Below are 22,374 nucleotides of genomic sequence, written 5' to 3'. Positions count from 1 at the left end.
AACAGAACAACTAAATACATCGTATTTAGTTAAGTATAAAAACTTAGTACTTAGACACAGAAGTTTAAGTTAAACCAAAGGTTTAAGTACTAAGTTATTTCATACACGGGCATAGTTCAATGGTAGAATAGAGGTCTCCAAAACCTTTGATCAGGGTTCGAATCCTTGTGCCCGTGCAAAAACTTAAATATGGCTAGCGTAGTTCAATTCATTAAAGAATCATATGAAGAAATGACCCAGAAGGTTACTTGGCCTGCATGGGGAGAATTGTTAAATTCTGCAGTGTTGGTTCTAGTGGCTTCATTCATCATAGCAATTGTTGTGTTTGCGATGGATAAGGGCTCTACTTTTGTTTTAGATACTTTTTATAAATCACTTTCTAATTAATATATATAGCTAAAATGAACGATCAGTTAAAGTGGTATGTAGTTAGAGCTGTTAGCGGAAAAGAGAAGAAGGTTAAGCAGTATATCGATTCTGAAATTAGTCGTTTAGGTTTTTCACATCTTGTTCCTCAGGTATTGATCCCAATGGAGAAATACTATCAGATGAAAGATGGTAAGAAAATTGCTAAAGAACGTAACTTCTATCCTGGTTATGTTTTGATAGAAGCTATATTAGACGGAGAGTTGGAGCACATTATTAAAGGTGTTAATAGTGTGATCGGCTTTTTAGGAGATAAAGGCGGAAATCCGGTACCTATGCGTCAGGCAGAGGTTAATCGTATTTTAGGTAAGGTTGATGAGATGAGCCAGCAAGGTGAGACCATGAACATTGCTTATTATGTTGGAGAGAATGTTAAGGTTATGGACGGGCCGTTTAATGGTTTTACCGGCGTAATCGAAGAGGTTAACGAAGAAAAGAAAAAATTGAAAGTTATGGTTAAGATCTTTGGTCGTAAAACACCACTGGAACTGAACTATATGCAAGTAGAGAAAGAATAAAATAATGATCTGAAAAGATCGTTATTTTATTCTATATAAGAGCTTAAATGTTACATGCTTCCAATATTTAACATTGAGTATTACAATTAACAAAACAAAAAATGGCAAAAGAAGTCAGTGCGCTTGTTAAATTACAAATCAAAGGTGGAGCTGCAAATCCATCACCTCCGGTAGGACCTGCATTGGGTGCTAAAGGGGTGAACATTATGGAATTTTGCAAGCAATTCAATGCTCGTACCCAAGATAAGCCCGGTAAAGTATTACCAGTTGTAATTACTGTTTATGCTGACAAGTCTTTCGAATTTATCATCAAAACCCCTCCTGTAGCCATCCAGTTAAAAGATGCTACTAAATTACAGAGTGGTTCTGCTGAGCCCAACCGTAAGAAAGTTGGTTCGGTGACTTGGGATCAGGTTAAATCGATTGCTGAAGATAAGATGACAGACTTAAATGCCTTCACTATCGAATCAGCAATGAGTATGGTTGCCGGTACAGCACGCAGTATGGGAATCACCGTTAGCGGTGACGCACCCTGGAACAATTAATTAACAAAAAACAGTTTACAACAGTGGCTAAATTAACAAAAAATCAAAAAAAGGCACATGCTAAACTAGAAGCCGGTAAATCGTATTCTTTACAGGATGCGGCTGCTTTGGTAAAAGAGATCACTACTACTAAATTTGACGCTTCGGTTGATATCGACGTTGCTTTAGGTGTAGATCCACGTAAAGCCAATCAAATGGTACGTGGTATTGCTACTTTACCTCACGGCACTGGTAAAACTGTACGCGTTTTAGTTCTTTGTACTCCTGATAAGGAAGAAGAAGCTAAAGCTGCCGGTGCAGATTTCGTAGGTTTAGACGAGTATGTAGCCAAGATTGAAGGTGGATGGACTGATGTTGACATTATTATCACTACTCCTGCTTGTATGGCAAAAGTAGGTAAACTAGGACGTGTTTTAGGTCCTCGTAACCTTATGCCAAACCCTAAGTCAGGTACTGTAACCAACGAAGTTGGTAAAGCAGTAACTGATGTAAAAGGTGGGAAAATTGATTTTAAAGTTGACAAAACAGGTATCATACACGCTTCAGTAGGAAAAGTATCATTCCCAGCAGATAAAATATATGAAAATGCCCTTGAAGTTCTTCAGGTAATTTCTAAATTAAAACCATCTGCTGCAAAAGGAACTTATTTTAAGAGCATTCATGTTTCTTCAACAATGAGTCCTGGAATAGCAGTCGAAACTAAATCAGTAGCGGGGATCTAATTATGAACAGAGAAGAAAAACACGAACTAGTTTCAGCTCTTCAAGAGAAAATGCAGGAGTTTGGCAACTTTTATATTGCCGATACTTCAAGCTTATCTGTTGAGAAAGTAAATAATATCCGTCGCAAATGTTTCGAAAGCGGTATCGAAATGCAGGTAGCTAAAAATACTTTGATCAGAAAAGCGATCGAAGGATTAGAAGGCGATGCATCAGAGATCTTTGCAGCACTTAAAGGTCAGTCAGCTTTATTATTCTCAACTACAGGTAATGCTCCGGCAAAACTGATCAAATCGTTGAGAAAAGGATCTGATAAACCAGTATTGAAAGCGGCTTATATCGATTCATCAGTTTATGTTGGTGATAACCATTTGGATGCATTAGTAAGCTTGAAATCAAGAGAAGAGCTTATTGGAGACATCATTGGATTATTACAATCACCAGCTAAAAATGTTGTTTCAGCCCTTAAATCAAGTGGTGGCAAAATTGCAGGAATTGTTAAAACTCTTCAAGAAAGAGAAGGTTAAGGAACACCTTATAAGTTCATATTATTAAATTATTTTACGTAAATTTTTAAAAATCTATAAAATGGCAGATTTAAAAGCGTTTGCTGAGCAATTGGTAAACTTAACAGTTAAAGAAGTTAACGAATTAGCTCAAATCTTAAAAGACGAGTATGGTATTGAACCAGCTGCTGCTGCAGTTGCTGTTGCAGGTCCTGCTGCTGATGCTGCTCCTGCAGCTGAAGAAAAAACTACTTTTGATGTAATTTTGAAAGAAGCTGGTGGTTCTAAATTAGCAGTTGTTAAATTGGTAAAAGACTTAACTGGTTTAGGTTTGAAAGAAGCTAAAGACTTAGTTGATGGTGCACCTAAAGAATTAAAAGCTGGTGTTTCTAAAGACGAAGCTAATGCTTTGAAAACTCAATTAGAAGAAGCTGGAGCTGTAGTTGAAATTAAGTAATCGCTTAATTTTAATATAACTTTAACTATAGACTCCGACTATTACAGTCGGAGTCTATACCTGTTTATAAACATTTCATTTAGTTTGATTGATGAGATGCATGTAACGGCAAATCAAACAAATAGTTTATTCTTAAAGTAAATTAACTTTAGTCCATTGGCAAATAAAGTCGACCAAAGAGTAAATTTTGCACGTAGTAAGCACATCATAGATTATCCTGATTTTCTTGATGTACAGTTGCAATCATTCAGAGAATTTTTTCAGATAGAAACCACTTCAGACAACCGTCATACAGAAGGACTGTTTAAGGTATTTGCTGAAAATTTCCCAATCACTGATTCCAGGAATATTTTTGTTCTGGAGTTCCTTGATTATTTTATTGATCCACCGCGTTATGATATACCTGAGTGTATTGACCGTGGATTGACTTATAGTGTTCCATTAAAAGCAAAGCTGAAGCTTTCTTGTAATGATGCTGAACACGAAGATTTTGAAACCATCATCCAGGATGTTTATTTAGGCACCATACCATATATGACGCCTAAAGGTACATTTGTGATTAATGGTGCAGAGCGCGTTATTGTTTCGCAGCTGCATAGATCTCCGGGTGTGTTCTTCGGTCAGAGCCGTCACACCAATGGTACTAAGCTTTACTCTGCCCGTGTAATTCCTTTCAAAGGGTCTTGGATTGAGTTTGCTACTGATGTGAACAACGTCATGTATGCTTATATCGACCGTAAGAAAAAATTCCCGGTAACTACTTTATTGCGTGCTATCGGTTACGATTCTGATAAAGACATCCTTGAATTGTTTGACCTGGCCGATGAGGTTAAGGTTAGCAAATCCGGATTGAAGAAGTATATCGGCCGTAAACTTGCTGCAAGGGTATTAAGAAAATGGGTTGAAGATTTTGTGGATGAAGATACCGGTGAGGTAGTTTCTATAGATCGTAACGAAGTGATCTTAGACAGGGATACTGTTTTAGAAGACGAACACATTGATCTGATCATTGATGCTGGTGTTAAAACGATCATCTTGTCTAAAGATGATGGTGCCAGCCAGGCAGATTATACCATTATATATAATACTTTACAAAAGGATACTTCTAACTCTGAAAAAGAGGCTGTTGAAAACATCTATCGTGCTTTGCGTAATGCAGAACCACCTGATGAGGAAACTGCAAGAGGTATCATTGAGCGTTTGTTCTTCTCGGATAAACGTTATGACTTGGGAGATGTAGGTCGTTACCGCATCAACCGTAAGTTGAAAATGGATACTCCGGATGATGTAAAAGTATTGACAAAAGCGGATATCATTGCGATTGTTAAATACCTGATCAAGTTAATCAACTCTAAAGAAGAGGTGGATGATATTGATCACTTGTCCAATCGTCGTGTGCGTACAGTAGGTGAGCAGCTTTATGCCCAGTTTGGTGTAGGTCTTGCCCGTATGGCCCGTACGATCCGTGAGCGTATGAACATCAGAGATAACGAGGTATTTACACCAACTGATTTGATTAATGCCCGTACTTTATCGTCGGTGATTAACTCTTTCTTTGGTACCAACCAGTTGTCTCAGTTCATGGACCAGACCAACCCATTGGCGGAGATTACGCACAAGCGTCGTTTATCAGCCTTAGGTCCAGGTGGTCTTTCACGTGAGCGTGCAGGATTCGAGGTACGTGACGTTCACTATACGCACTACGGTCGTTTATGTACGATTGAAACGCCAGAGGGACCAAACATTGGTTTGATCTCTTCTCTTTGTGTTCACGCAAAGATCAATAACTTAGGATTTATAGAGACCCCGTACAAAAAAGTTGAAAACGGTGTTGTTGCTGTAGATGAGCCGGTTATTTATCTTTCTGCTGAAGATGAGGATGGTAAAACTATTGCTCAGGCGAATGCTGAATATGATGATAAAGGTAATTTCACCACACCACGTGTTAAAGCACGTTATGAGGGTGACTTCCCGATCATTGAACCAGAGAAACTGGATTTAATGGACGTGGCACCAAATCAGATTACTTCTATTGCCGCTTCATTGATTCCTTTCCTGGAGCATGATGATGCGAACAGGGCCCTGATGGGTTCCAACATGCAACGTCAGGCCGTACCATTGTTACGTCCTGAAGCGCCGATTGTTGGTACTGGTCTGGAAGGCCGTGTTGCACGTGACTCCAGAACTTTGATCAATGCTGAAGGTAATGGTGTAGTTGAATATGTTGATGCAAATGAGATCACCATTAAATACGAAAGAAATGACGGCGACCGTTTAGTTTCTTTTGAAGGTGACAGCAAAACTTATAAATTAATTAAATTCAAGAAAACCAACCAGAATACTTGTATCAACTTGAAACCAATCGTTAAGAAAGGTCAGAAAGTAGTAAAAGGACAAGTACTTTGCGAAGGTTATGCTACTGAAAACGGTGAGTTGGCATTAGGAAGAAACTTAAAAGTTGCTTTCATGCCTTGGCAAGGGTATAACTTTGAGGATGCGATCGTAATTAACGAACGTATTGTTAGAGAAGATATCTTTACTTCATTGCACATTGAAGAGTTTGAATTGGAAGTACGTGATACAAAACGTGGGGAAGAGGAGTTAACACCAGACATCCCTAACGTCTCTGAGGAAGCTACTAAAGATTTGGACGAAAACGGTATTATCCGTGTAGGTGCTGAAGTTAAAGAAGGAGATATCCTGATTGGTAAGATCACTCCTAAAGGAGAATCTGATCCTTCACCGGAAGAAAAACTGCTTCGTGCCATCTTTGGTGATAAAGCGGGAGATGTAAAAGATGCTTCTTTGAAAACTCCTCCTTCCATTAAAGGTGTGGTTATTGACACCAAATTATTCTCCAGAGCTAAGAAAACGACGAAAGCAGAAGAGAAATCTGCGATCGAGAAATTAGACAAGAGATATAACCTGGCTGTTGAGAACCTGAAAAATGAACTGGTAGATAAGTTGTTCCAGATCGTAAACGGTAAAACCTCACAAGGTGTATTTAACGTTTACAAGGAGCTGTTGTTCCCTAAAGGAGCGAAATTTACACAGAAGAGCTTGGCGGAACTGGAATATGCCCACATCAATCCATACAAATGGACTACTGATGATGATAAAAACGATCAGATCAAAATGTTGTTGCACAATTATGGTATTCGTGTAAACGAAGAACTGGGTGCTTACAAACGTGATAAGTTCGCGATCAGTGTTGGTGATGAGCTTCCTTCCGGTATTGTTCAGATGGCTAAAGTTTATGTAGCGAAAAAACGTAAACTGAAAGTAGGAGATAAGATGGCGGGACGTCACGGTAACAAAGGTATTGTTGCACGTATTGTACGTGATGAAGACATGCCTTTCTTAGATGATGGAACTCCGGTTGATATCGTATTGAACCCACTGGGTGTACCTTCACGTATGAACTTGGGACAGATCTATGAAACTGTATTGGCATGGGCCGGAAAAGAACTGGGTGTTAAATTTGCGACCCCGATCTTTGATGGTGCTAAACATGATGAGGTAGAAGACTGGATCGCTAAAGCTGGTGTACCTGCTTCAGGAAGAACTTATTTAAACAATGGTTTAACTGGAGACAGATTTGATCAGCCAACTACGGTAGGTATTATCTATATGCTGAAACTGGGACACATGGTTGATGATAAGATGCACGCCCGTTCAATCGGACCGTACTCTTTAATTACCCAGCAGCCATTAGGTGGTAAGGCTCAGTTCGGTGGTCAGCGTTTTGGTGAGATGGAGGTTTGGGCATTGGAGGCATTTGGTGCTGCCAATATCCTGCAAGAGATCTTAACTGTGAAATCTGATGATGTGATCGGAAGAGCAAAAACCTACGAAGCGATTGTAAAAGGTGAAAACCTTCCTACGCCAGGTGTACCAGAATCATTCAATGTATTGGTTCATGAGTTACGCGGATTAGGTTTAGATATTACGTTAGACTAATGTTTTAAGTATTGAGCAGTGTCTGCTTCGGCCGGCACTGCTTAAAACTTGAGACTTACAACTCAAAAAGATATGTCTTACAAAAAGGATAATAAATTAAAAAGCAACTTCACCTCGATTACCATTAGTTTGGCCTCTCCTGAAGCAATTCTGGAGCGTTCAAGTGGTGAGGTGTTGAAACCTGAAACCATTAACTATCGTACTTACAAACCTGAACGTGATGGTTTGTTCTGCGAGCGTATTTTTGGTCCGGTTAAAGATTACGAATGTCATTGCGGTAAATACAAGCGTATCCGTTATAAAGGTATTGTTTGTGACCGTTGTGGTGTGGAAGTAACAGAGAAGAAAGTACGCAGAGAGCGTATGGGACACATCAATTTGGTGGTTCCTGTAGCGCACATCTGGTATTTCCGTTCTTTACCGAATAAAATCGGATACTTATTGGGCTTGCCAACCAAGAGATTGGACCTGATCATTTACTACGAACGTTATGTAGTAATCCAGGCTGGTTTAATGGGTGAACAGGGTATTCAGTACATGGATTTCTTAACTGAAGAAGAATATTTAGATATTCTGGATAAGTTGCCTAAAGAAAACCAGTACCTGGATGATAAAGATCCTAACAAATTCATCGCTAAAATGGGTGCTGAAGCGTTAGAGGATTTACTGAAACGTATTGATTTAGATACTTTATCATATAACTTACGTCACCAGGCTGCAAATGAGACTTCTCAGCAACGTAAAAATGAGGCTTTAAAACGTCTTCAGGTTGTTGAAGCTTTCCGCGGATCAAGAACTCGTATTGAGAATAATCCAGAGTGGATGATCATTAAGATTGTTCCGGTTATTCCACCAGAATTACGTCCTTTGGTTCCTTTGGAAGGTGGTCGTTTTGCGACTTCAGATTTAAATGATCTTTACCGTCGTGTGATTATCCGTAACAACCGTTTAAAACGTTTGATCGAGATCAAAGCTCCTGAAGTAATTTTACGTAACGAAAAACGTATGTTACAAGAGGCAGTTGACTCTTTATTTGATAACTCACGTAAGGTAAATGCTGTTAAAACTGAAGGTAACCGTGCCTTGAAATCTCTTTCTGATATTCTGAAAGGTAAACAAGGACGTTTCCGTCAAAACTTATTGGGTAAACGTGTGGATTATTCTGCCCGTTCTGTAATTGTTGTAGGTCCTAACCTGAAATTACATGAATGCGGTTTACCTAAAGATATGGCAGCTGAGCTGTTCAAACCGTTCATCATTCGTAAAATGATTGAAAGGGGTATCGTGAAAACGGTTAAATCTGCAAAGAAAATCGTTGACAGAAAAGATCCTCTGGTTTGGGACATCCTTGAAAATGTATTAAAAGGACACCCGGTATTGCTTAACCGTGCACCTACGTTGCACAGACTGGGTATCCAGTCCTTCCAGCCTAAGTTGGTAGAGGGTAAAGCGATCCAGTTGCACCCACTTGTATGTACGGCCTTCAACGCGGATTTTGACGGTGACCAGATGGCAGTCCACTTACCTTTAGGTAATGCTGCAATTTTGGAAGCCCAGGTATTGATGCTTGCTGCACATAACATTTTGAACCCTGCGAATGGTACGCCAATTACTGTACCTTCACAGGATATGGTTTTGGGTCTTTACTATATTACTAAAGGCCGTAGAACTGATGAAACAAGAGTAGTTAATGGACAAGATTCAATCTTCTATTCTCCTGAAGAGGTGATCATTGCTTACAATGAGAAACGTATTGATCTTCATGCATTTATTAAAGTTAAGGTAAATGTAAAAGAGAATGACGGAAGTATCGTAAATAAATTGATTGAGACTACAGTTGGTCGTGTACTGTTTAACCAAATGGTGCCGGAAGAAGTAGGTTATATCAATGAATTGCTGACTAAGAAATCTTTAAGGGATATTATTGGTGAGGTGGTGAAAATCACTGGTATGGCACGTTCTTCAAGATTCTTGGATGACATTAAAGAATTAGGTTTCCAAATGGCATTCAGAGGTGGTTTATCATTTAATTTACAAGATGTAAACATCCCTGTTGAAAAGCAAGCTTTATTAGAGCAGGCTTCTGCAGAAGTTGAAGAGGTAAGGAATAACTATAATATGGGATTCATTACCAACAACGAGCGTTACAATCAGATTATCGATATCTGGACTCGTATCAATAACCGTCTGACTTCTTATGTAATGACGCAGTTATCGAGCGATAACCAGGGATTCAACTCTGTATATATGATGCTTGATTCCGGAGCCCGTGGTTCTAAGGAGCAGATTCGTCAGCTGTGCGGTATGCGTGGTTTGATGGCTAAACCTCAGAAATCAGGTTCAGGTGGTGAGATCATTGAAAACCCGATCTTATCAAACTTTAAAGAAGGTCTGTCTGTATTAGAGTACTTTATCTCTACTCACGGTGCTCGTAAAGGTTTGGCGGATACAGCGTTAAAAACAGCTGATGCTGGTTACCTGACTCGTCGTTTACATGACGTTGCTCAGGATATGATTGTTAACTCTGAAGATTGTGGTACTTTGAGAGGTATGTATACTACTGCCCTTAAAGATAACGAGGATATCGTAGAGCCGTTATATGACAGAATTTTGGGTCGTATTTCTCTTCATGATGTATTCAACCCACTTGATGGTGAGTTATTGGTTGCAGCAGGACAGGATATTGACGAGGATATTGCAAGAGCAATTGACGAGTCTCCACTGGAAGGTGTTGAAATCCGTTCCGTACTGACTTGCGAAAACAAGCGTGGTGTTTGTGCACTATGCTATGGACGTAACCTGGCAACTGGTAAACGTGTTCAGAAAGGTGAGGCTGTTGGTGTTATTGCAGCACAGTCTATCGGTGAGCCGGGTACACAGTTAACTTTACGTACGTTCCACGTGGGTGGTACGGCGTCTAACATCGCGGCTGAATCTCAGATCATTGCGAAGTTTGACGGTGTGATTGAATTTGAGAATGTTCGTACAGTAGAACACGTTACAGAAGATGGTGCAAATCAAATTGTTCTTGGCCGTTCAGGTGAGTTCAAGATTGTAGAAGCTGGAACTGGTAAAGTGATCATGACCAACAACATCCCTTACGGTTCATTCCTATATGTTGAAGACGGTGCAAAAATTACCAAAGGCGATAGAATTTGTTCGTGGGATCCATACAACGCGGTTATTATTTCCGAGTTTGCGGGTAAAATCGAATTTGATGCGATCGTTGAGGGGGTTACTTTCCGTGAAGAATCAGATGAACAAACTGGTCACCGTGAGAAAGTAATTATTGACACTCGTGATAAAACTAAAAACCCTTCTGTAAGGGTAGTAGATAAAAAAGGTGAATTGATCAGAGCTTATAACATTCCTGTTGGTGCGCACATCGCTATCGACGAGGGTGAGGCGGTAAGAACTGGCCAGATCCTGGTTAAGATTCCTCGTGCAACTGGTAAAACCAGGGATATTACGGGTGGTTTGCCTCGTGTAACTGAGTTATTTGAGGCTCGTAACCCTTCAAACCCTGCTGTTGTTACGGAAATTGACGGTGTGGTAACTTTAGGTGGTGTTAAACGTGGTAACCGCGAAATGACCATCGAATCTAAAGACGGAGAAGTTAAAAAATACCTTGTTCCATTGTCTAAACACATCCTGGTTCAGGATAATGACTTTGTGAAAGCGGGTATGCCATTATCTGATGGATCTATTTCTCCTGCAGACATCCTTGCAATTAAAGGACCTGCAGCAGTTCAGGAATACCTGGTGAATGGTATCCAAGAGGTTTACCGTTTACAAGGTGTAAAAATCAACGATAAACACTTTGAAGTGATTGTACATCAAATGATGCAGAAAGTTCACATTGAAGATCCGGGAGATACTATTTTCTTAGAAAATAACCTTGCAGATCGTTGGGACTTTATGGTTGAAAATGATGAGATCTACGACAAAAAAGTTATTGTTGAGGCTGGAGATTCAGCTACAATGAAACCAGGCCAGATCGTTTCCCTGCGTAAACTTAGAGATGAAAATTCTCAGTTAAAACGCAGAGACCTGAAACAAGTTGAAGTGCGTGATGCAAGACCTGCAACAGCGAGTTCAATTCTTCAGGGAATCACTCGTGCTTCACTGGGAACTAAATCATTCATCTCAGCCGCTTCCTTCCAGGAAACTACAAAGGTGTTGAACGAAGCTGCAATTGCAGGTAAACGTGACAGCATGCTTGGATTGAAAGAAAACGTAATCGTTGGTCACCTGATCCCTTCAGGTACTGGTGTACGTGGCTACGAAAGAATCATTGTTGGTTCACAAGAAGAGTACGATAAATTGCTAGCTTCTAAACAAGAAGAAGCAGAAGCTTAAGATTCTTCAATCATCATAATTAAGCCCCTCCGCCCTAAAAGCGGAGGGGCTTTTTCGTGTATAGGAAACAGTATAGATCGTTTAAAATGAGATGTTTTGATATTTATGCATATAGATATAAATATATTTTATGTGTATTTAAGCTGCTTAATTTATATCTATTGATATGGTTATATTTTGATATTAATATATGTAGATATAAATGTTCTTTGAATATGTTTTGCTCTTTCTGGCGATATATATAAGTGCTTAAGTGTATAGATATAAATATATTTATATATATAGATGTGCGTGGCGCTGAGCTTAAGTTGCTAACTAATGATGAAGTATTTTCTATGAATTTATCAGAATTTACAACTGCTACTTAGGAGATATAAAAGGGTTTTTGGCTGGTTTTGTATATTGGTATATTTATATCTGAATAACGAAAATGGCTACTGGCTTATAATATGCTTGTATTAGTTGTCGTAATAGGTGTAATCCTTCATGCATGAATATTTATAATCATAGCAGATCTGTTTATTAACTTTTCGGAACTGGGTTCCTCTATTTTGTCCTTATTGGTTTTGATCTTTATCTGAGATTGAATATACTAGTTATGTATGTTGATCGATGTAAGACGCATATGTGTTTATGTAATTGTATGTTTATATCTCTACATATATATTATCATAACATAGACGTATAATTATATAAATATATAGTTTTTGGACTTCAATAAATATCTATGAGTCTAGATATATACATGTTAATAAATAAACATATCTACATATAAAGGTATGTTTATTATTAGTAATAGAGTATGGTAATGCAATCGGTTAAAGCGCCCAAAAAAATCATGTTACTCAGAGAGGACCTCAGGGCGCCTTGCCACAAGAGCGAAGCGCGGCAAGGAGTCCAGTCCTCGAAGAGTAACATGATTTTTATAACTGCCTTTAATATTCTAATCATGCATGCAAATGCTGTAAAACTTTCTATCCAAACATTTTTTTCCGAACTTTTTATCCCCAAGATTTTATAAGTAAGTTTGTACTATGGAAGAACGCAACAACGACAACCAGCTAAACATCGAACTTTCCGAAGAAATCGCAGAAGGAATATTTTCAAACCTTGCCATAATAACCCATTCCAACACAGAATTCGTATTGGACTTTATCCGGGTCATGCCAGGCGTACCAAAAGCAAGAGTAAAATCAAGAATCATTTTAACACCAGAACATGCCAAACGCCTGGTTCATGCCATGCAAGATAACATTGACAAATACGAAGCTGCAAACGGAAGAATCAAAACACAAGAAGAGCCTCCAGGTTTTCCAATGAACTTTGGTGGGCCAACAGCCCAAGCCTAAAGGTTTTTAAGTAAATAAGAAAGTATAGCAGGATACGCGTTAGGTTCAAACCACTGGGTGTCGGGATCTTTACGGAACCAGGTCAGCTGGCGCTTGGCAAAACGACGTGTATTCTGCTTAATCTGCTCCACCGCCTCCTGCAAAGTAAGCTCAGCATCCAGATAACGGAATAGCTCAGAATAACCCACTGTATTCAATGCATTAAGACCTTTATAAGGCACCAAACTGCGAACTTCGTCTAGCAGTCCCGCTTCCATCATTAAATCAACACGGTGGTTAATTTGCTGGTACAAATGCGAACGATCCATGTTCAACCCAATCTTTAGAATTTTAAAAGGTCTAATCTTTTTGCTGTTGGTGAGGTGAGAAGAAAGTTTTGTTCCCGTAGAGAGGAAAAATTCGAGCCCTCTGATCATTCGCTGAGGATTAGCCTGGTCTACTTTGTCATAGTATTCAGGATCTGCTGCACGGAGCTGATGTTTAATCTCCTCCAATCCCTGTTCAGCAAAAACATGATTTAAACGTTCTCTTACCGAAAGATCTGTTTCGGGGAGGTCATCCAATCCATTACAAACCGCATTGATGTATAAGCCTGAACCTCCAACCATAACTACCTGATCATGATTTTTAAAAAGCGAAGTGATGGTCTTCATCGCCTCAATTTCAAAATCTCCGGTACTGAAGAGTGTCTGGATACGATGAGAATTAATAAAATGATGGGGGGCTGCTGCGAGTTCTTCTGCTGACGGTTTTGCAGTCCCAATCTCCATTTCCTTAAAAAATTGCCTGGAATCGGCAGAGACGATTTCTGTTTTAAAATGCCGGGCCAGCTGAATGGCCAGTGAAGTTTTACCAATGGCAGTTGGCCCGACAATAACAATAAGTGTTTTATTTGACACGATAAAGAGATTTAGTAATCCTCTTCCTTACCGCCATAATCTTCATCTTCGTAGTTTTCATTGTCCGAAAATTCATCTTCTTCCTCATCACCAGTTTCCTCACTTTCTTCATCGCGTTCTTTGGCATTGATACCACTGCCGCCCATGGCTTCGATTTCATCTGTATCTTCAGGCACAAAGTCCATCTCATTCAGGAAGTCAAATTCATCAGAGACAGGATTGCTGGATACCGCAACAGGACTAGCGCTGTTCTTGTCAATGATTTTAGGCGCTTCTCCGGTACTTTTAAATACAAAAGGATACTCGATAGAAGGATCGGTTTCCAGAATGATCCTGATGAGTTCTACGTGGAAATCGAAAGGTCTGTCGAAATTATATGTATAATAAAATTTCTGATGAGGGTCTTCAATGAAATTGCTCAGTTTGGCTTTTTCCATTAAAGCAACACCTCTGTCTATCTTGCGCTGGTTAGGCAGATAAGCAATCTCGTCTCCTTTGATCCAGTTGTCTGCGCTTACATAAAATGAAGAAGATTTTTCAATAACATACCCCGTTGACTTATGAATGGCCCGGTGTAGGTCTTCAAATGTTTGCGTGGACTTAATGTCTATTTCTCTAACTACTTCGTCGAAATCTTCAAAACTTATTCTAAATCTATAAATTGCCATTTGAGCCCTTATTTCTCTATAAAATTAAAAAATAAAAATATATTAATTTGTTAAATGTCTTAATTCGCTGGTTGAAGTCCATATTCTTTCCCTTTCTCCAGCATAAACCTGAGGGCGTCTTCATAAGAGTTGGTGATTTCTCCTTCTAGTATAGCTTCCCTGATGGCATTTTTGATCAGGCCTACTTCTTTTCCTGCAGACAAGCCGAAGGCATTCATGATATCATTGCCGGTAATTGGGGGTTGCCAGTTTCGGATCTTATCCCGTTCTTCCACATCTTTGAGTTTCTGTTTAACCAGCTCAAAGTTATTGCGGTATTTTTTAACCTTATATTCATTTTTGGTGGTGACATCTGCATTGCAAAGCAGCATAAGGCTTTCAATATCTTCACCGGCATCAAACAATAAGCGGCGTACAGCAGAGTCAGTTACGACTTCCTGGGCCAGTACAATAGGGCGCAGATGGAGTTGTACGAGCTTTTGTACACATTTCATCTTTTCATTGAGGGGAAGTTTCAGCTGCGCAAAGATCTGGGGGACCATACGTGCTCCTTTATCTTCATGACCATGAAAAGTCCAGCCATGGCCTTCTTCAAATCTTTTGGTTGGCGGTTTGGCAATGTCATGCAGGATGGCTGCCCACCTTAGCCAAAGGTCATTGGTGTTTAGAGAAATATTATCTAAAACCTGAAGGGTGTGGTAGAAGTTGTCTTTGTGTCCTTTTCCATTGATAATTTCGACCCCATAAAGGTTGGCCATTTGTGGAAAAATAATGCGGAGCAGCCCAGTGTCAAACAAGTATTTAAAACCAACAGATGGAACCGGAGAAAGAATGATCTTATTTAGTTCGTCTGTGATACGTTCTTTTGAAACAATACTGATGCGCTCTTTTTGCTTTTTGATAGCAGAAAGAGCTTTGTCATCAATGGAGAAATTGAGTTGTGAAGCGAAACGGATGGCGCGCATCATCCTTAGGGGGTCATCTGAAAAAGTAATTTCCGCGTCGAGCGGAGTTCTGATCAGTTTTTCCTGAAGATCGTTAATGCCCTGGAAGGGATCAACCAACGCACCGTAATTTGCTGCATTTAAAGAGATGGCTAAAGCATTGATTGTAAAGTCACGTCTAAGCTGGTCGTCTTCAATAGTACCGTTTTCTACAATTGGTTTTCTGGAGTTTGCCCGGTAGGATTCCTTTCTGGCACCTACAAACTCAATTTCCAGGTCGTGGTATTTGAGCATGGCTGTACCAAAGTTCTTAAACACGGCCACTTTGGTTTTCAGCTGACGTCCGGCAAGTTCAGCGAACTCTATGCCATTGCCAAGAACCACAATATCAATGTCTTTTGACGGGCGTTCTAAAAAAATATCACGAACATAGCCTCCAATCACATAAGCTTCGATTGTATGTTGGGCAGCAATATCAGCAAGGACCTTGAAAACTGGATGTTTTAAGTGTTCTTTCATTCGTGTTCAATTATTAAATGCCCTGAATCTTGCGGAAGCAAAATTTCAATAGACAGAAGTATTGGGTTGAGTTTCTGCAAAAGTACTAAAAGTTACCTTCTAATAAAGGAAAATTGGCCGCCTGCTCCTAATTTCATAATGGTGGAAGGTTTTCTGGGAGTTTTGAGTTCTTGTTCCCAATCCACAGCATGGTCTACTGCTGCGAGAATGTTCTTGTCTATTTCGTCAAAGAATTTAGGTGCCGGTTGTCCGGAAATATTTGCTGATGTGGAAGTTATGGGTTTTCGGAACCGTTGCAGAAGTGGCGTGCAAAATTCATGTTTAACTACCCGTATACCCACGCTGCCATCTGCATTGATGACATTTTGAGCAAGGTTTTTCGCGCCGGAAAAAATAAGGGTCAAAGGGTTTTCTGCAAATTCAATCAGATCATAAGCCACATCCGGTACCTCGGATACATAACTTTGCACTTTTGCATCGGTGTCCAGAAGGATGATGAAACTTTTGTCGTCAGAACGCCCTTTGATGGCATTGATTTTGGCTGCTGCCGCCTCGTTTGTGGCATCACAACCCAGTCCCCAGACGGTATCTGTAGGATAGAGAATTACACCTCCGTTTCTTAAAACTTCCAGTGCTTTTTCGATTTCTGTTTTCAGCATGATACAAAGGTATCATTTTAGTATTTTTAAATAACAGTCCATCATCTGTTTTGCCAGTAAATGGTTGTCAAATTTTTGGACATAGAGTTGACCCATGGATTTCATGTGCTGCTGAAGCGTCTTATCGCCCAGAACACGGTTGGTTTGTTCTGCAAGTTCCTCCGGATTGTCGGGATGTACATATAGACTGTCTGGGCCTCCTGCTTCTTCCAGGCAGGATCCGGTGGCTCCGATAACGGGGATATTGGAATACATGGCTTCTATAATTGGAATCCCGAATCCTTCGTAATAGGAAGGATAAACGAAAAGACTGGCCATCTGGTAAATAGATGGGAGTGCAGAAAAGGGAAGACCCCGAAGGAAAAGGACTCTGTGACCAAGGTCCAGGCGCTCTATTTCCTGTTGTACAAGTTTGGCATAAGGTTGGTGTTTTCCAACGACGACTAAGGCATATTCCGGATCAATATCTTTTAATGCTTTAATAATGAGCATCAGATTTTTCCGGGGTTCTACAGTTCCAACGTTCAGAATGTACTTTTCCGGGAGCTGGTACTCTGCTCTAATGCGCTGGTGCAGGGAAAGGTCTGGTTCTTGTTTGAAAGTATCATCACAACTTTGAAAAATGACCTCTATTTTGGAGGGGGCAATTTGATAGAGTTCTACAATGTCACGTTTGGTACATTCACTGATGGCGATGATATGGTCGCTGTTGATACAGGCATACCTGGCTTTCAGGTGGTAGATATATCTGTCTGCAGGTTTGTAGTACTGTGGATAACGTAAATAAATGAGGTCGTGAATGGTGACAGCAGACTTGATTCCCGTTGCTTTTAACCCGAGGGGAATTTCCTGGCTAAGACCATGGAAAAGTGTGATTTTGTCTTTTAACAGCTGTTTTTTAATGCCATAACTTCTCCACATAAATTTAGGCCCTGCATATTGAGGCAGTTTAAGTGAGATCCTGGCATCCTCAAAAAAAGAACTGATCTGGGGATGATCCTTAATTTTCGGACTATAAACAAAATAATGGTTTTGATGAAAATAACGGGCCAGTTGCCCGATCAGCGAGCGGCTGTAATTGCCTAATCCGGTGAGATTATTCGCTGCCCTTTTTCCATCAAAACCAATATTCATTAATTATACAGCTACATTATTTTCCCTTAATGCATTGTTCAGGGATGTCTTTTTGTCTGTAGATTCTTTACGTTTACCAATGATCAGTGCACAAGGAACCTGGTATTCTCCTGCAGGGAATTTTTTGGTGTAACTTCCAGGGATTACGACAGAACGTGCAGGAACAATTCCTTTATATTCTACTGGTTCCGGACCGGTTACATCAATGATTTTTGTAGAGGCAGTCAGTACTACGTTGGCACCTAATACAGCCTCACGTTCTACGCGTACACCTTCAACAACGATTGCTCTGGAGCCCAGGAAGCAGTTGTCTTCAATAATCACTGGTGCGGCCTGGATCGGTTCTAAAACACCGCCAATTCCAACGCCACCACTCAGGTGTACATGTTTTCCGATTTGTGCACATGATCCTACTGTTGCCCAGGTATCCACCATAGTGCCTTCATCTACATAAGCACCGATGTTTACATAAGAAGGCATCAGGATAACACCTTTTGCCAGGTATGCACCATATCTTGCGATGGCATGAGGAACAACGCGAACACCTAGTTCTTTGTAATTGGTTTTTAATTTCATTTTATCATGAAATACAAAAGGACCAACTATAGTTTCTTTCATTTCTCTGATCGGGAAATAAAGAATTACTGCTTTTTTAACCCATTCATTGACACCCCATGAATTTAAAACAGGTTCTGCTACGCGGAGTTCACCGCGGTCAAGCATGATAATTGTACTTTCAATAGCTTCGCAATATTGACTATATTCTAATAAAGTTCTGTCTTCCCAAGCGGCTTCTACTAACTTTTTTAATTCTGCAATCATGATTAAATTTAATTTTTGACAAAATAAATGAAATTTATGTATTGGGCGATGGTTTCATCGGAATATTTTTGTTTTTAACTGTTAATTATGAAGCTTCTTACGTATTTTTGATGTTTATGACCGAGCAGGAAAAATTAAGGATAGATAAATACTTGTGGGCGATACGTTTGTTTAAAACCAGAAGCCTGGCTACAGAGGCGTGTAAAGCGGGAAGGGTAAAGTTCAACGGACAGAACATTAAACCTTCTGTCATTGTAAAACCGGGAGATGTGTATCAGGTTTCTAAAGGAATTGAAAAGAAAGTGATTGAGGTGGTAGAACTTTCCTATAACAGAACGGAAGCGAAGGTTGCAGTAACGAAATATAAGGACATTACTCCTCTGGAAGAAACTTATGCCTATAAGTCTACCTTTCATGCACCTGTGATGACCAGAGACAGAGGGGCAGGCAGACCTACAAAAAGGGATAGAAGAGAAATTGATGGCTTAACAGACAACTTCTTTGAAGAGGATTAAAGAAGCGGAGGATATTAGTAATCCGTCCGCATCGTTGATTGTTCCCAAAGTTTAAAAGCCTGCAGTGCTTCATCCCTCATCATCTGTTTGATGGGCAGACTGCGCGATTCCATCGGCTTTTCCAGTTCATCATAAATGAACTTATCGTCAAAACCAATATTTCCTGCATCTGTTTTGGTGTTGGCATAGTAGATTTTGCTGATTCTTGCCCAATAAATAGCGCTCAGGCACATAGGGCATGGCTCACAGCTGGTGTAGACCACGCAGCCCGACAGATCAAATGTACTCAGCGCAGTGCAAGCCAGTCTGATGGCCGAAACTTCTGCATGGGCAGTTGGGTCATTGCTTGAGGTTACCTTATTTCCACTCTGGGCTATGATTTCGCCATCTTTTACAATGACTGCGCCAAAAGGTCCACCCAAGCTTTCCAGCACATTTTTTTCAGACAATTCAATGGCCAGGCGCATGAATTTTTCGTGTTGAGTTGATTGTTCCATAATTTTTTCCAATAAAAGACCACAAAAAAAATGCCCCGAAATTCAGGGCATTCTAAATTTTAAAGGCCAGAGGATTATTTTTTCTCTGTTTTATAAGCCTCATTTAATCCAATGATCACTTCGCTGGTTACATCTAAAGATTCATCAGCAAAAAGAATCGCGCTATTTCCTTTGGCATAAGTTAATACCATTTTAAAGCCTTTTTTCTTTGCATAAGTTTTTAAATAGTCGGCTACTTTATCGTATAGTTTTTCTTGTTCTGCAGCCTGGTCACGTTGAAGTGCTGAACCTGCATTTTGCTGATAAGCTTGCAATTCTTGTTGTTTGCGGGCTAGTCTTTGTTCTGTTGCTGCTCTTTGATCTGCAGGAAGTGTGTTTTGTTGTTGCTGATACTGCGCAACTTCTCTTTGGAAAGCCTGTGTTTTAGCGCCCATGTCTCCCTGGGCAGCTTTGGTTTTGGTTTCCATTTTTGCCTGAAGATCTTTGAAGTATTGGTATTTGGTAAGTAAAGAGTCTGAGTTTACATAAACAATTTGGTCTTTACCTGTTACCGCAGCAGTTTCAGATTTTGTATTGGTAGTTTTAGTAGCTGCGCCTTCTTTATTTTGGCAGGAAGCCATAACGGAAACCAGAGCGACAGCAGTTGCAAGACCGCTTAGTTTTAGTGTGTTCATTTTCATTATCCTTTAATATATCTTGTTTTCTTTTCTTGTTATTTTAGGCCTGCAGGGTGCCAGCTGGCCTTTAAATTTAAGCAAATATAAAATTTACAATTTACTATCCTAAATAAAGTGATTTTAAGGCTGTTTTTATGTCATTTTCAGCCTAAATAGTTATCCACATTTACGGTTAATTGGGCATAATTCGTTATTTTTGTATTTATATTTTTTATTAAAATTTATGAGCGAAGAAAAAGATCCAAAGTCAAATTATTCGGCAGATAATATACAGGTATTAGAAGGTTTGGAAGCGGTGCGTAAGCGCCCTTCTATGTATATAGGAGATACCGGAGTTAAAGGTTTGCACCATTTGGTTTATGAGGTAGTCGATAACTCAATTGATGAGGCATTGGCAGGACATGCTGATACCATCTATGTAAATATTTTAAAAGACAACTCTATCCGGGTTGAAGATAACGGCCGGGGTATTCCAACCGGTATCAATACAAAAGAGCAAAAATCAGCTTTAGAGATTGTAATGACGGTGCTACATGCCGGTGGTAAATTCGATAAGGATACCTATAAGGTTTCCGGAGGTTTGCACGGTGTGGGGGTAAGTTGTGTGAACGCTTTGTCTACGCACTTAAGAGCCGAAGTACACAGGGAAGGTAAAGTCTGGGTACAGGAATACAATATTGGTAAACCTTTGTATGATGTAAAGTCTATTGGTGAAACAGAGAAAAGAGGTACGATCGTAACTTTTACTCCCGATCCGACGATCTTTACACAAACCACAGAGTATCGTTATGATACACTTGCATCCAGGTTAAGAGAGCTGGCGTTCCTGAATAAAGGAATTAAACTGACTTTAACAGATGAACGTGAAACTCTTGAAAATGGGGAATTCCTGACAGAGCTCTTCCATTCAGAAGGGGGATTAAAAGAATTTGTTCAGTTCCTGGATGGTAATCGTCCTTCATTGATTGAAGAACCGATCTATATAGAGGGAATTAAAAGCGGTATCCCTGTAGAGCTGGCCTTGCAGTACAACGATAGTTATACAGAGAATGTGCATTCTTATGTGAACAACATCAATACCCATGAGGGCGGAACGCATATTGCCGGTTTTAGAAGGGGTTTAACCCGTACACTGAAAGCTTATGCAGATAAGTCTGGTTTATTGAAGAATGTGAAGTTCGAAATTACCGGTGATGACTTCCGCGAAGGTCTAACTGCTGTGGTTTCTGTAAAGGTACAAGAGCCTCAGTTTGAAGGCCAGACCAAAACCAAACTGGGTAACTCTGAGGTAATGGGTGCGGTTGATGTAGCTGTTGGTGAGGCTTTAAATAATTATTTAGAGGAGAATCCGAGAGAAGCGAGGCTGATCATCAATAAAGTGATCCTGGCGGCAACTGCGCGTGCAGCGGCACGTAAAGCCCGTGAAATGGTTCAACGGAAGAGTGTAATGGGCGGTTCAGGACTTCCTGGTAAACTGGCCGATTGTTCAGATAGCGATCCGGAAAGATGTGAAATTTACCTGGTGGAGGGAGACTCTGCGGGTGGTACGGCAAAACAAGGCCGTGACCGTAATTTCCAGGCGATACTTCCTTTGAAAGGAAAGATCCTTAACGTGGAAAAAGCAATGGAACATAAGATCTACGAAAATGACGAGATCAAGAATATGTTTACTGCAATTGGTGTGAGTATCGGTACTCCGGAAGACGATAAGGCTTTAAATTTAACGAAGCTGCGTTACCATAAAATTGTAATTATGACGGATGCGGATATTGACGGATCCCACATTACAACATTGATCTTAACTTTCTTCTTCAGGTATATGAAGGCGCTGATTGAGGCTGGATATGTTTATATTGCTGCTCCGCCATTGTACCAGGTTAAGAAAGGTAAAGATTTTGAATATTGCTGGAATGATGTACAGCGCGATGCGGCTGTTCAGCGTTTAAAAGGTGCTGGTAAGGAAGAAAGCGTACACGTTCAACGTTATAAAGGTTTGGGTGAGATGAACGCTGAACAATTGTGGGATACCACTTTGAATCCAGCAACCCGTACTTTATTACAGGCAACGATAGAAAATGCTGCAGAGTGTGACCATACCTTCTCTATGTTAATGGGAGATGAGGTAGCACCAAGACGTGATTTTATTGAGCGTAATGCAAAATATGCGAAGATCGATGCCTAATTAATTGATCTTTATTGAA

The 22,374-nt window shown here is 40.0% G+C and carries 19 protein-coding genes and 1 tRNA gene; 12 read left to right on the top strand and 8 right to left on the bottom strand.

The window, feature by feature from the left end; translation table 11 throughout:
• The first annotated feature begins 105 nt into the window (after window positions 1-105).
• The 10 genes from R2S08_RS26815 (at window position 106) to R2S08_RS26770 (ending at window position 12,839) form a co-directional block, all read left to right on the top strand.
• Window positions 106-176: transfer RNA gene (locus tag R2S08_RS26815), tRNA-Trp, on the top strand.
• A gap of 13 nt (window positions 177-189) precedes the next feature.
• On the top strand, window positions 190-387 hold the full coding sequence (gene secE, locus R2S08_RS26810) for a preprotein translocase subunit SecE (RefSeq protein ID WP_108552538.1): 198 nt from the start codon (window positions 190-192) through the stop codon (window positions 385-387).
• Window positions 388-401: 14 nt separating this feature from the next.
• Window positions 402-944: a transcription termination/antitermination protein NusG gene (nusG, locus tag R2S08_RS26805; RefSeq protein ID WP_108552540.1), complete on the top strand. Its 543-nt coding sequence runs from the start codon at window positions 402-404 to the stop codon at window positions 942-944.
• Window positions 945-1,045: 101 nt separating this feature from the next.
• Window positions 1,046-1,489 (top strand): 50S ribosomal protein L11, encoded by a 444-nt coding sequence (gene rplK, locus R2S08_RS26800; RefSeq protein ID WP_108552542.1) that lies wholly within the window; start codon window positions 1,046-1,048, stop codon window positions 1,487-1,489.
• 23 nt (window positions 1,490-1,512) lie between these two features.
• Window positions 1,513-2,211, top strand: coding sequence for a 50S ribosomal protein L1 (gene rplA, locus R2S08_RS26795; RefSeq protein WP_133778802.1), 699 nt, complete (start codon window positions 1,513-1,515; stop codon window positions 2,209-2,211).
• 2 nt (window positions 2,212-2,213) lie between these two features.
• On the top strand, window positions 2,214-2,735 hold the full coding sequence (gene rplJ / locus R2S08_RS26790; protein WP_133778801.1) for a 50S ribosomal protein L10: 522 nt from the start codon (window positions 2,214-2,216) through the stop codon (window positions 2,733-2,735).
• A 61-nt stretch (window positions 2,736-2,796) separates the two neighbouring features.
• Window positions 2,797-3,171, top strand: coding sequence for a 50S ribosomal protein L7/L12 (gene rplL, locus R2S08_RS26785; protein ID WP_133778800.1), 375 nt, complete (start codon window positions 2,797-2,799; stop codon window positions 3,169-3,171).
• Between the two features lie 156 nt (window positions 3,172-3,327).
• Window positions 3,328-7,131, top strand: coding sequence for a DNA-directed RNA polymerase subunit beta (gene rpoB, locus R2S08_RS26780; protein WP_316837996.1), 3,804 nt, complete (start codon window positions 3,328-3,330; stop codon window positions 7,129-7,131).
• A gap of 72 nt (window positions 7,132-7,203) precedes the next feature.
• A complete protein-coding gene (gene rpoC / locus R2S08_RS26775; RefSeq protein WP_133778798.1) occupies window positions 7,204-11,490 on the top strand; it encodes a DNA-directed RNA polymerase subunit beta' in 4,287 nt (1,428 codons plus the stop codon).
• Between the two features lie 1,034 nt (window positions 11,491-12,524).
• Window positions 12,525-12,839 carry a DUF3467 domain-containing protein gene (locus tag R2S08_RS26770; protein WP_108555739.1) on the top strand — a complete coding sequence of 105 codons (315 nt, stop codon included), beginning with the start codon at window positions 12,525-12,527 and terminating at the stop codon, window positions 12,837-12,839.
• Here R2S08_RS26770 and miaA read toward each other — a convergent pair.
• The 6 genes from miaA to R2S08_RS26740 form a co-directional block, all read right to left on the bottom strand.
• Entirely contained in the window at window positions 12,836-13,741 is a 906-nt protein-coding gene (gene miaA, locus R2S08_RS26765) for a tRNA (adenosine(37)-N6)-dimethylallyltransferase MiaA (RefSeq protein WP_316838050.1), read from the bottom strand. The two genes, R2S08_RS26770 and miaA, sit on opposite strands and share 4 nt — an antisense overlap.
• Before the next feature lie 8 nt (window positions 13,742-13,749).
• The gene (locus R2S08_RS26760) at window positions 13,750-14,406 is read right to left on the bottom strand and encodes an IS1096 element passenger TnpR family protein (protein ID WP_316837995.1); all 657 of its coding nucleotides are present in this window, start codon (window positions 14,404-14,406) and stop codon (window positions 13,750-13,752) included.
• A 59-nt stretch (window positions 14,407-14,465) separates the two neighbouring features.
• Window positions 14,466-15,869: a CCA tRNA nucleotidyltransferase gene (locus tag R2S08_RS26755; protein WP_316837994.1), complete on the bottom strand. Its 1,404-nt coding sequence runs from the start codon at window positions 15,867-15,869 to the stop codon at window positions 14,466-14,468.
• A 92-nt stretch (window positions 15,870-15,961) separates the two neighbouring features.
• On the bottom strand, window positions 15,962-16,528 hold the full coding sequence (locus R2S08_RS26750) for an L-threonylcarbamoyladenylate synthase (protein WP_316837993.1): 567 nt from the start codon (window positions 16,526-16,528) through the stop codon (window positions 15,962-15,964).
• 12 nt (window positions 16,529-16,540) lie between these two features.
• Entirely contained in the window at window positions 16,541-17,662 is a 1,122-nt protein-coding gene (locus R2S08_RS26745) for a glycosyltransferase family 1 protein (RefSeq protein ID WP_316837992.1), read from the bottom strand.
• A gap of 3 nt (window positions 17,663-17,665) precedes the next feature.
• Window positions 17,666-18,484 carry a 2,3,4,5-tetrahydropyridine-2,6-dicarboxylate N-succinyltransferase gene (locus tag R2S08_RS26740; protein WP_208300830.1) on the bottom strand — a complete coding sequence of 273 codons (819 nt, stop codon included), beginning with the start codon at window positions 18,482-18,484 and terminating at the stop codon, window positions 17,666-17,668.
• Window positions 18,485-18,600: 116 nt separating this feature from the next.
• Between R2S08_RS26740 and R2S08_RS26735 the strand changes: the two genes are divergently transcribed.
• Window positions 18,601-18,999 (top strand): RNA-binding S4 domain-containing protein, encoded by a 399-nt coding sequence (locus R2S08_RS26735; RefSeq protein WP_316837991.1) that lies wholly within the window; start codon window positions 18,601-18,603, stop codon window positions 18,997-18,999.
• A 14-nt stretch (window positions 19,000-19,013) separates the two neighbouring features.
• Here the strand turns inward: R2S08_RS26735 and R2S08_RS26730 are convergent, their stop codons facing one another.
• Together R2S08_RS26730 and R2S08_RS26725 are read right to left on the bottom strand one after the other, a co-directional pair.
• The gene (locus tag R2S08_RS26730; RefSeq protein WP_316837990.1) at window positions 19,014-19,496 is read right to left on the bottom strand and encodes a nucleoside deaminase; all 483 of its coding nucleotides are present in this window, start codon (window positions 19,494-19,496) and stop codon (window positions 19,014-19,016) included.
• 74 nt (window positions 19,497-19,570) lie between these two features.
• Window positions 19,571-20,176 carry an OmpH family outer membrane protein gene (locus tag R2S08_RS26725; protein WP_316837989.1) on the bottom strand — a complete coding sequence of 202 codons (606 nt, stop codon included), beginning with the start codon at window positions 20,174-20,176 and terminating at the stop codon, window positions 19,571-19,573.
• A gap of 220 nt (window positions 20,177-20,396) precedes the next feature.
• Here R2S08_RS26725 and gyrB point away from each other — a divergent pair, with 220 nt between their 5' ends.
• Window positions 20,397-22,355: a DNA topoisomerase (ATP-hydrolyzing) subunit B gene (gene gyrB / locus R2S08_RS26720; RefSeq protein WP_316837988.1), complete on the top strand. Its 1,959-nt coding sequence runs from the start codon at window positions 20,397-20,399 to the stop codon at window positions 22,353-22,355.
• The last annotated feature ends 19 nt before the right edge of the window (window positions 22,356-22,374 follow it).

The organism is Pedobacter nutrimenti (genome assembly GCF_032678445.1).
GTDB classification, from domain to species: Bacteria; Bacteroidota; Bacteroidia; order Sphingobacteriales; family Sphingobacteriaceae; genus Pedobacter; species Pedobacter nutrimenti_A.
The sequence above is the reverse complement of the archived record's forward strand: the minus strand, read 5'-3'. Positions and strand labels throughout refer to the sequence as shown.

Excerpts from the sequence above, each read along its gene's own strand:
- R2S08_RS26760 (WP_316837995.1), bottom strand. The coding sequence starts at position 14,406 with ATGGCAATTTATAGATTTAGAATAAGTTTTGAAGATTTCGACGAAGTA.
- R2S08_RS26750 (WP_316837993.1), bottom strand. The coding sequence starts at position 16,528 with ATGCTGAAAACAGAAATCGAAAAAGCACTGGAAGTTTTAAGAAACGGA.
- rpoC (WP_133778798.1), top strand. The coding sequence starts at position 7,204 with ATGTCTTACAAAAAGGATAATAAATTAAAAAGCAACTTCACCTCGATT.
- rplL (WP_133778800.1), top strand. The coding sequence starts at position 2,797 with ATGGCAGATTTAAAAGCGTTTGCTGAGCAATTGGTAAACTTAACAGTT.
- R2S08_RS26735 (WP_316837991.1), top strand. The coding sequence starts at position 18,601 with ATGACCGAGCAGGAAAAATTAAGGATAGATAAATACTTGTGGGCGATA.
- secE (WP_108552538.1), top strand. The coding sequence starts at position 190 with ATGGCTAGCGTAGTTCAATTCATTAAAGAATCATATGAAGAAATGACC.
- rplK (WP_108552542.1), top strand. The coding sequence starts at position 1,046 with ATGGCAAAAGAAGTCAGTGCGCTTGTTAAATTACAAATCAAAGGTGGA.
- rplJ (WP_133778801.1), top strand. The coding sequence starts at position 2,214 with ATGAACAGAGAAGAAAAACACGAACTAGTTTCAGCTCTTCAAGAGAAA.
- R2S08_RS26745 (WP_316837992.1), bottom strand. The coding sequence starts at position 17,662 with ATGAATATTGGTTTTGATGGAAAAAGGGCAGCGAATAATCTCACCGGA.
- R2S08_RS26755 (WP_316837994.1), bottom strand. The coding sequence starts at position 15,869 with ATGAAAGAACACTTAAAACATCCAGTTTTCAAGGTCCTTGCTGATATT.
- R2S08_RS26740 (WP_208300830.1), bottom strand. The coding sequence starts at position 18,484 with ATGATTGCAGAATTAAAAAAGTTAGTAGAAGCCGCTTGGGAAGACAGA.
- R2S08_RS26770 (WP_108555739.1), top strand. The coding sequence starts at position 12,525 with ATGGAAGAACGCAACAACGACAACCAGCTAAACATCGAACTTTCCGAA.
- R2S08_RS26725 (WP_316837989.1), bottom strand. The coding sequence starts at position 20,176 with ATGAAAATGAACACACTAAAACTAAGCGGTCTTGCAACTGCTGTCGCT.
- R2S08_RS26730 (WP_316837990.1), bottom strand. The coding sequence starts at position 19,496 with ATGGAACAATCAACTCAACACGAAAAATTCATGCGCCTGGCCATTGAA.
- nusG (WP_108552540.1), top strand. The coding sequence starts at position 402 with ATGAACGATCAGTTAAAGTGGTATGTAGTTAGAGCTGTTAGCGGAAAA.
- gyrB (WP_316837988.1), top strand. The coding sequence starts at position 20,397 with ATGAGCGAAGAAAAAGATCCAAAGTCAAATTATTCGGCAGATAATATA.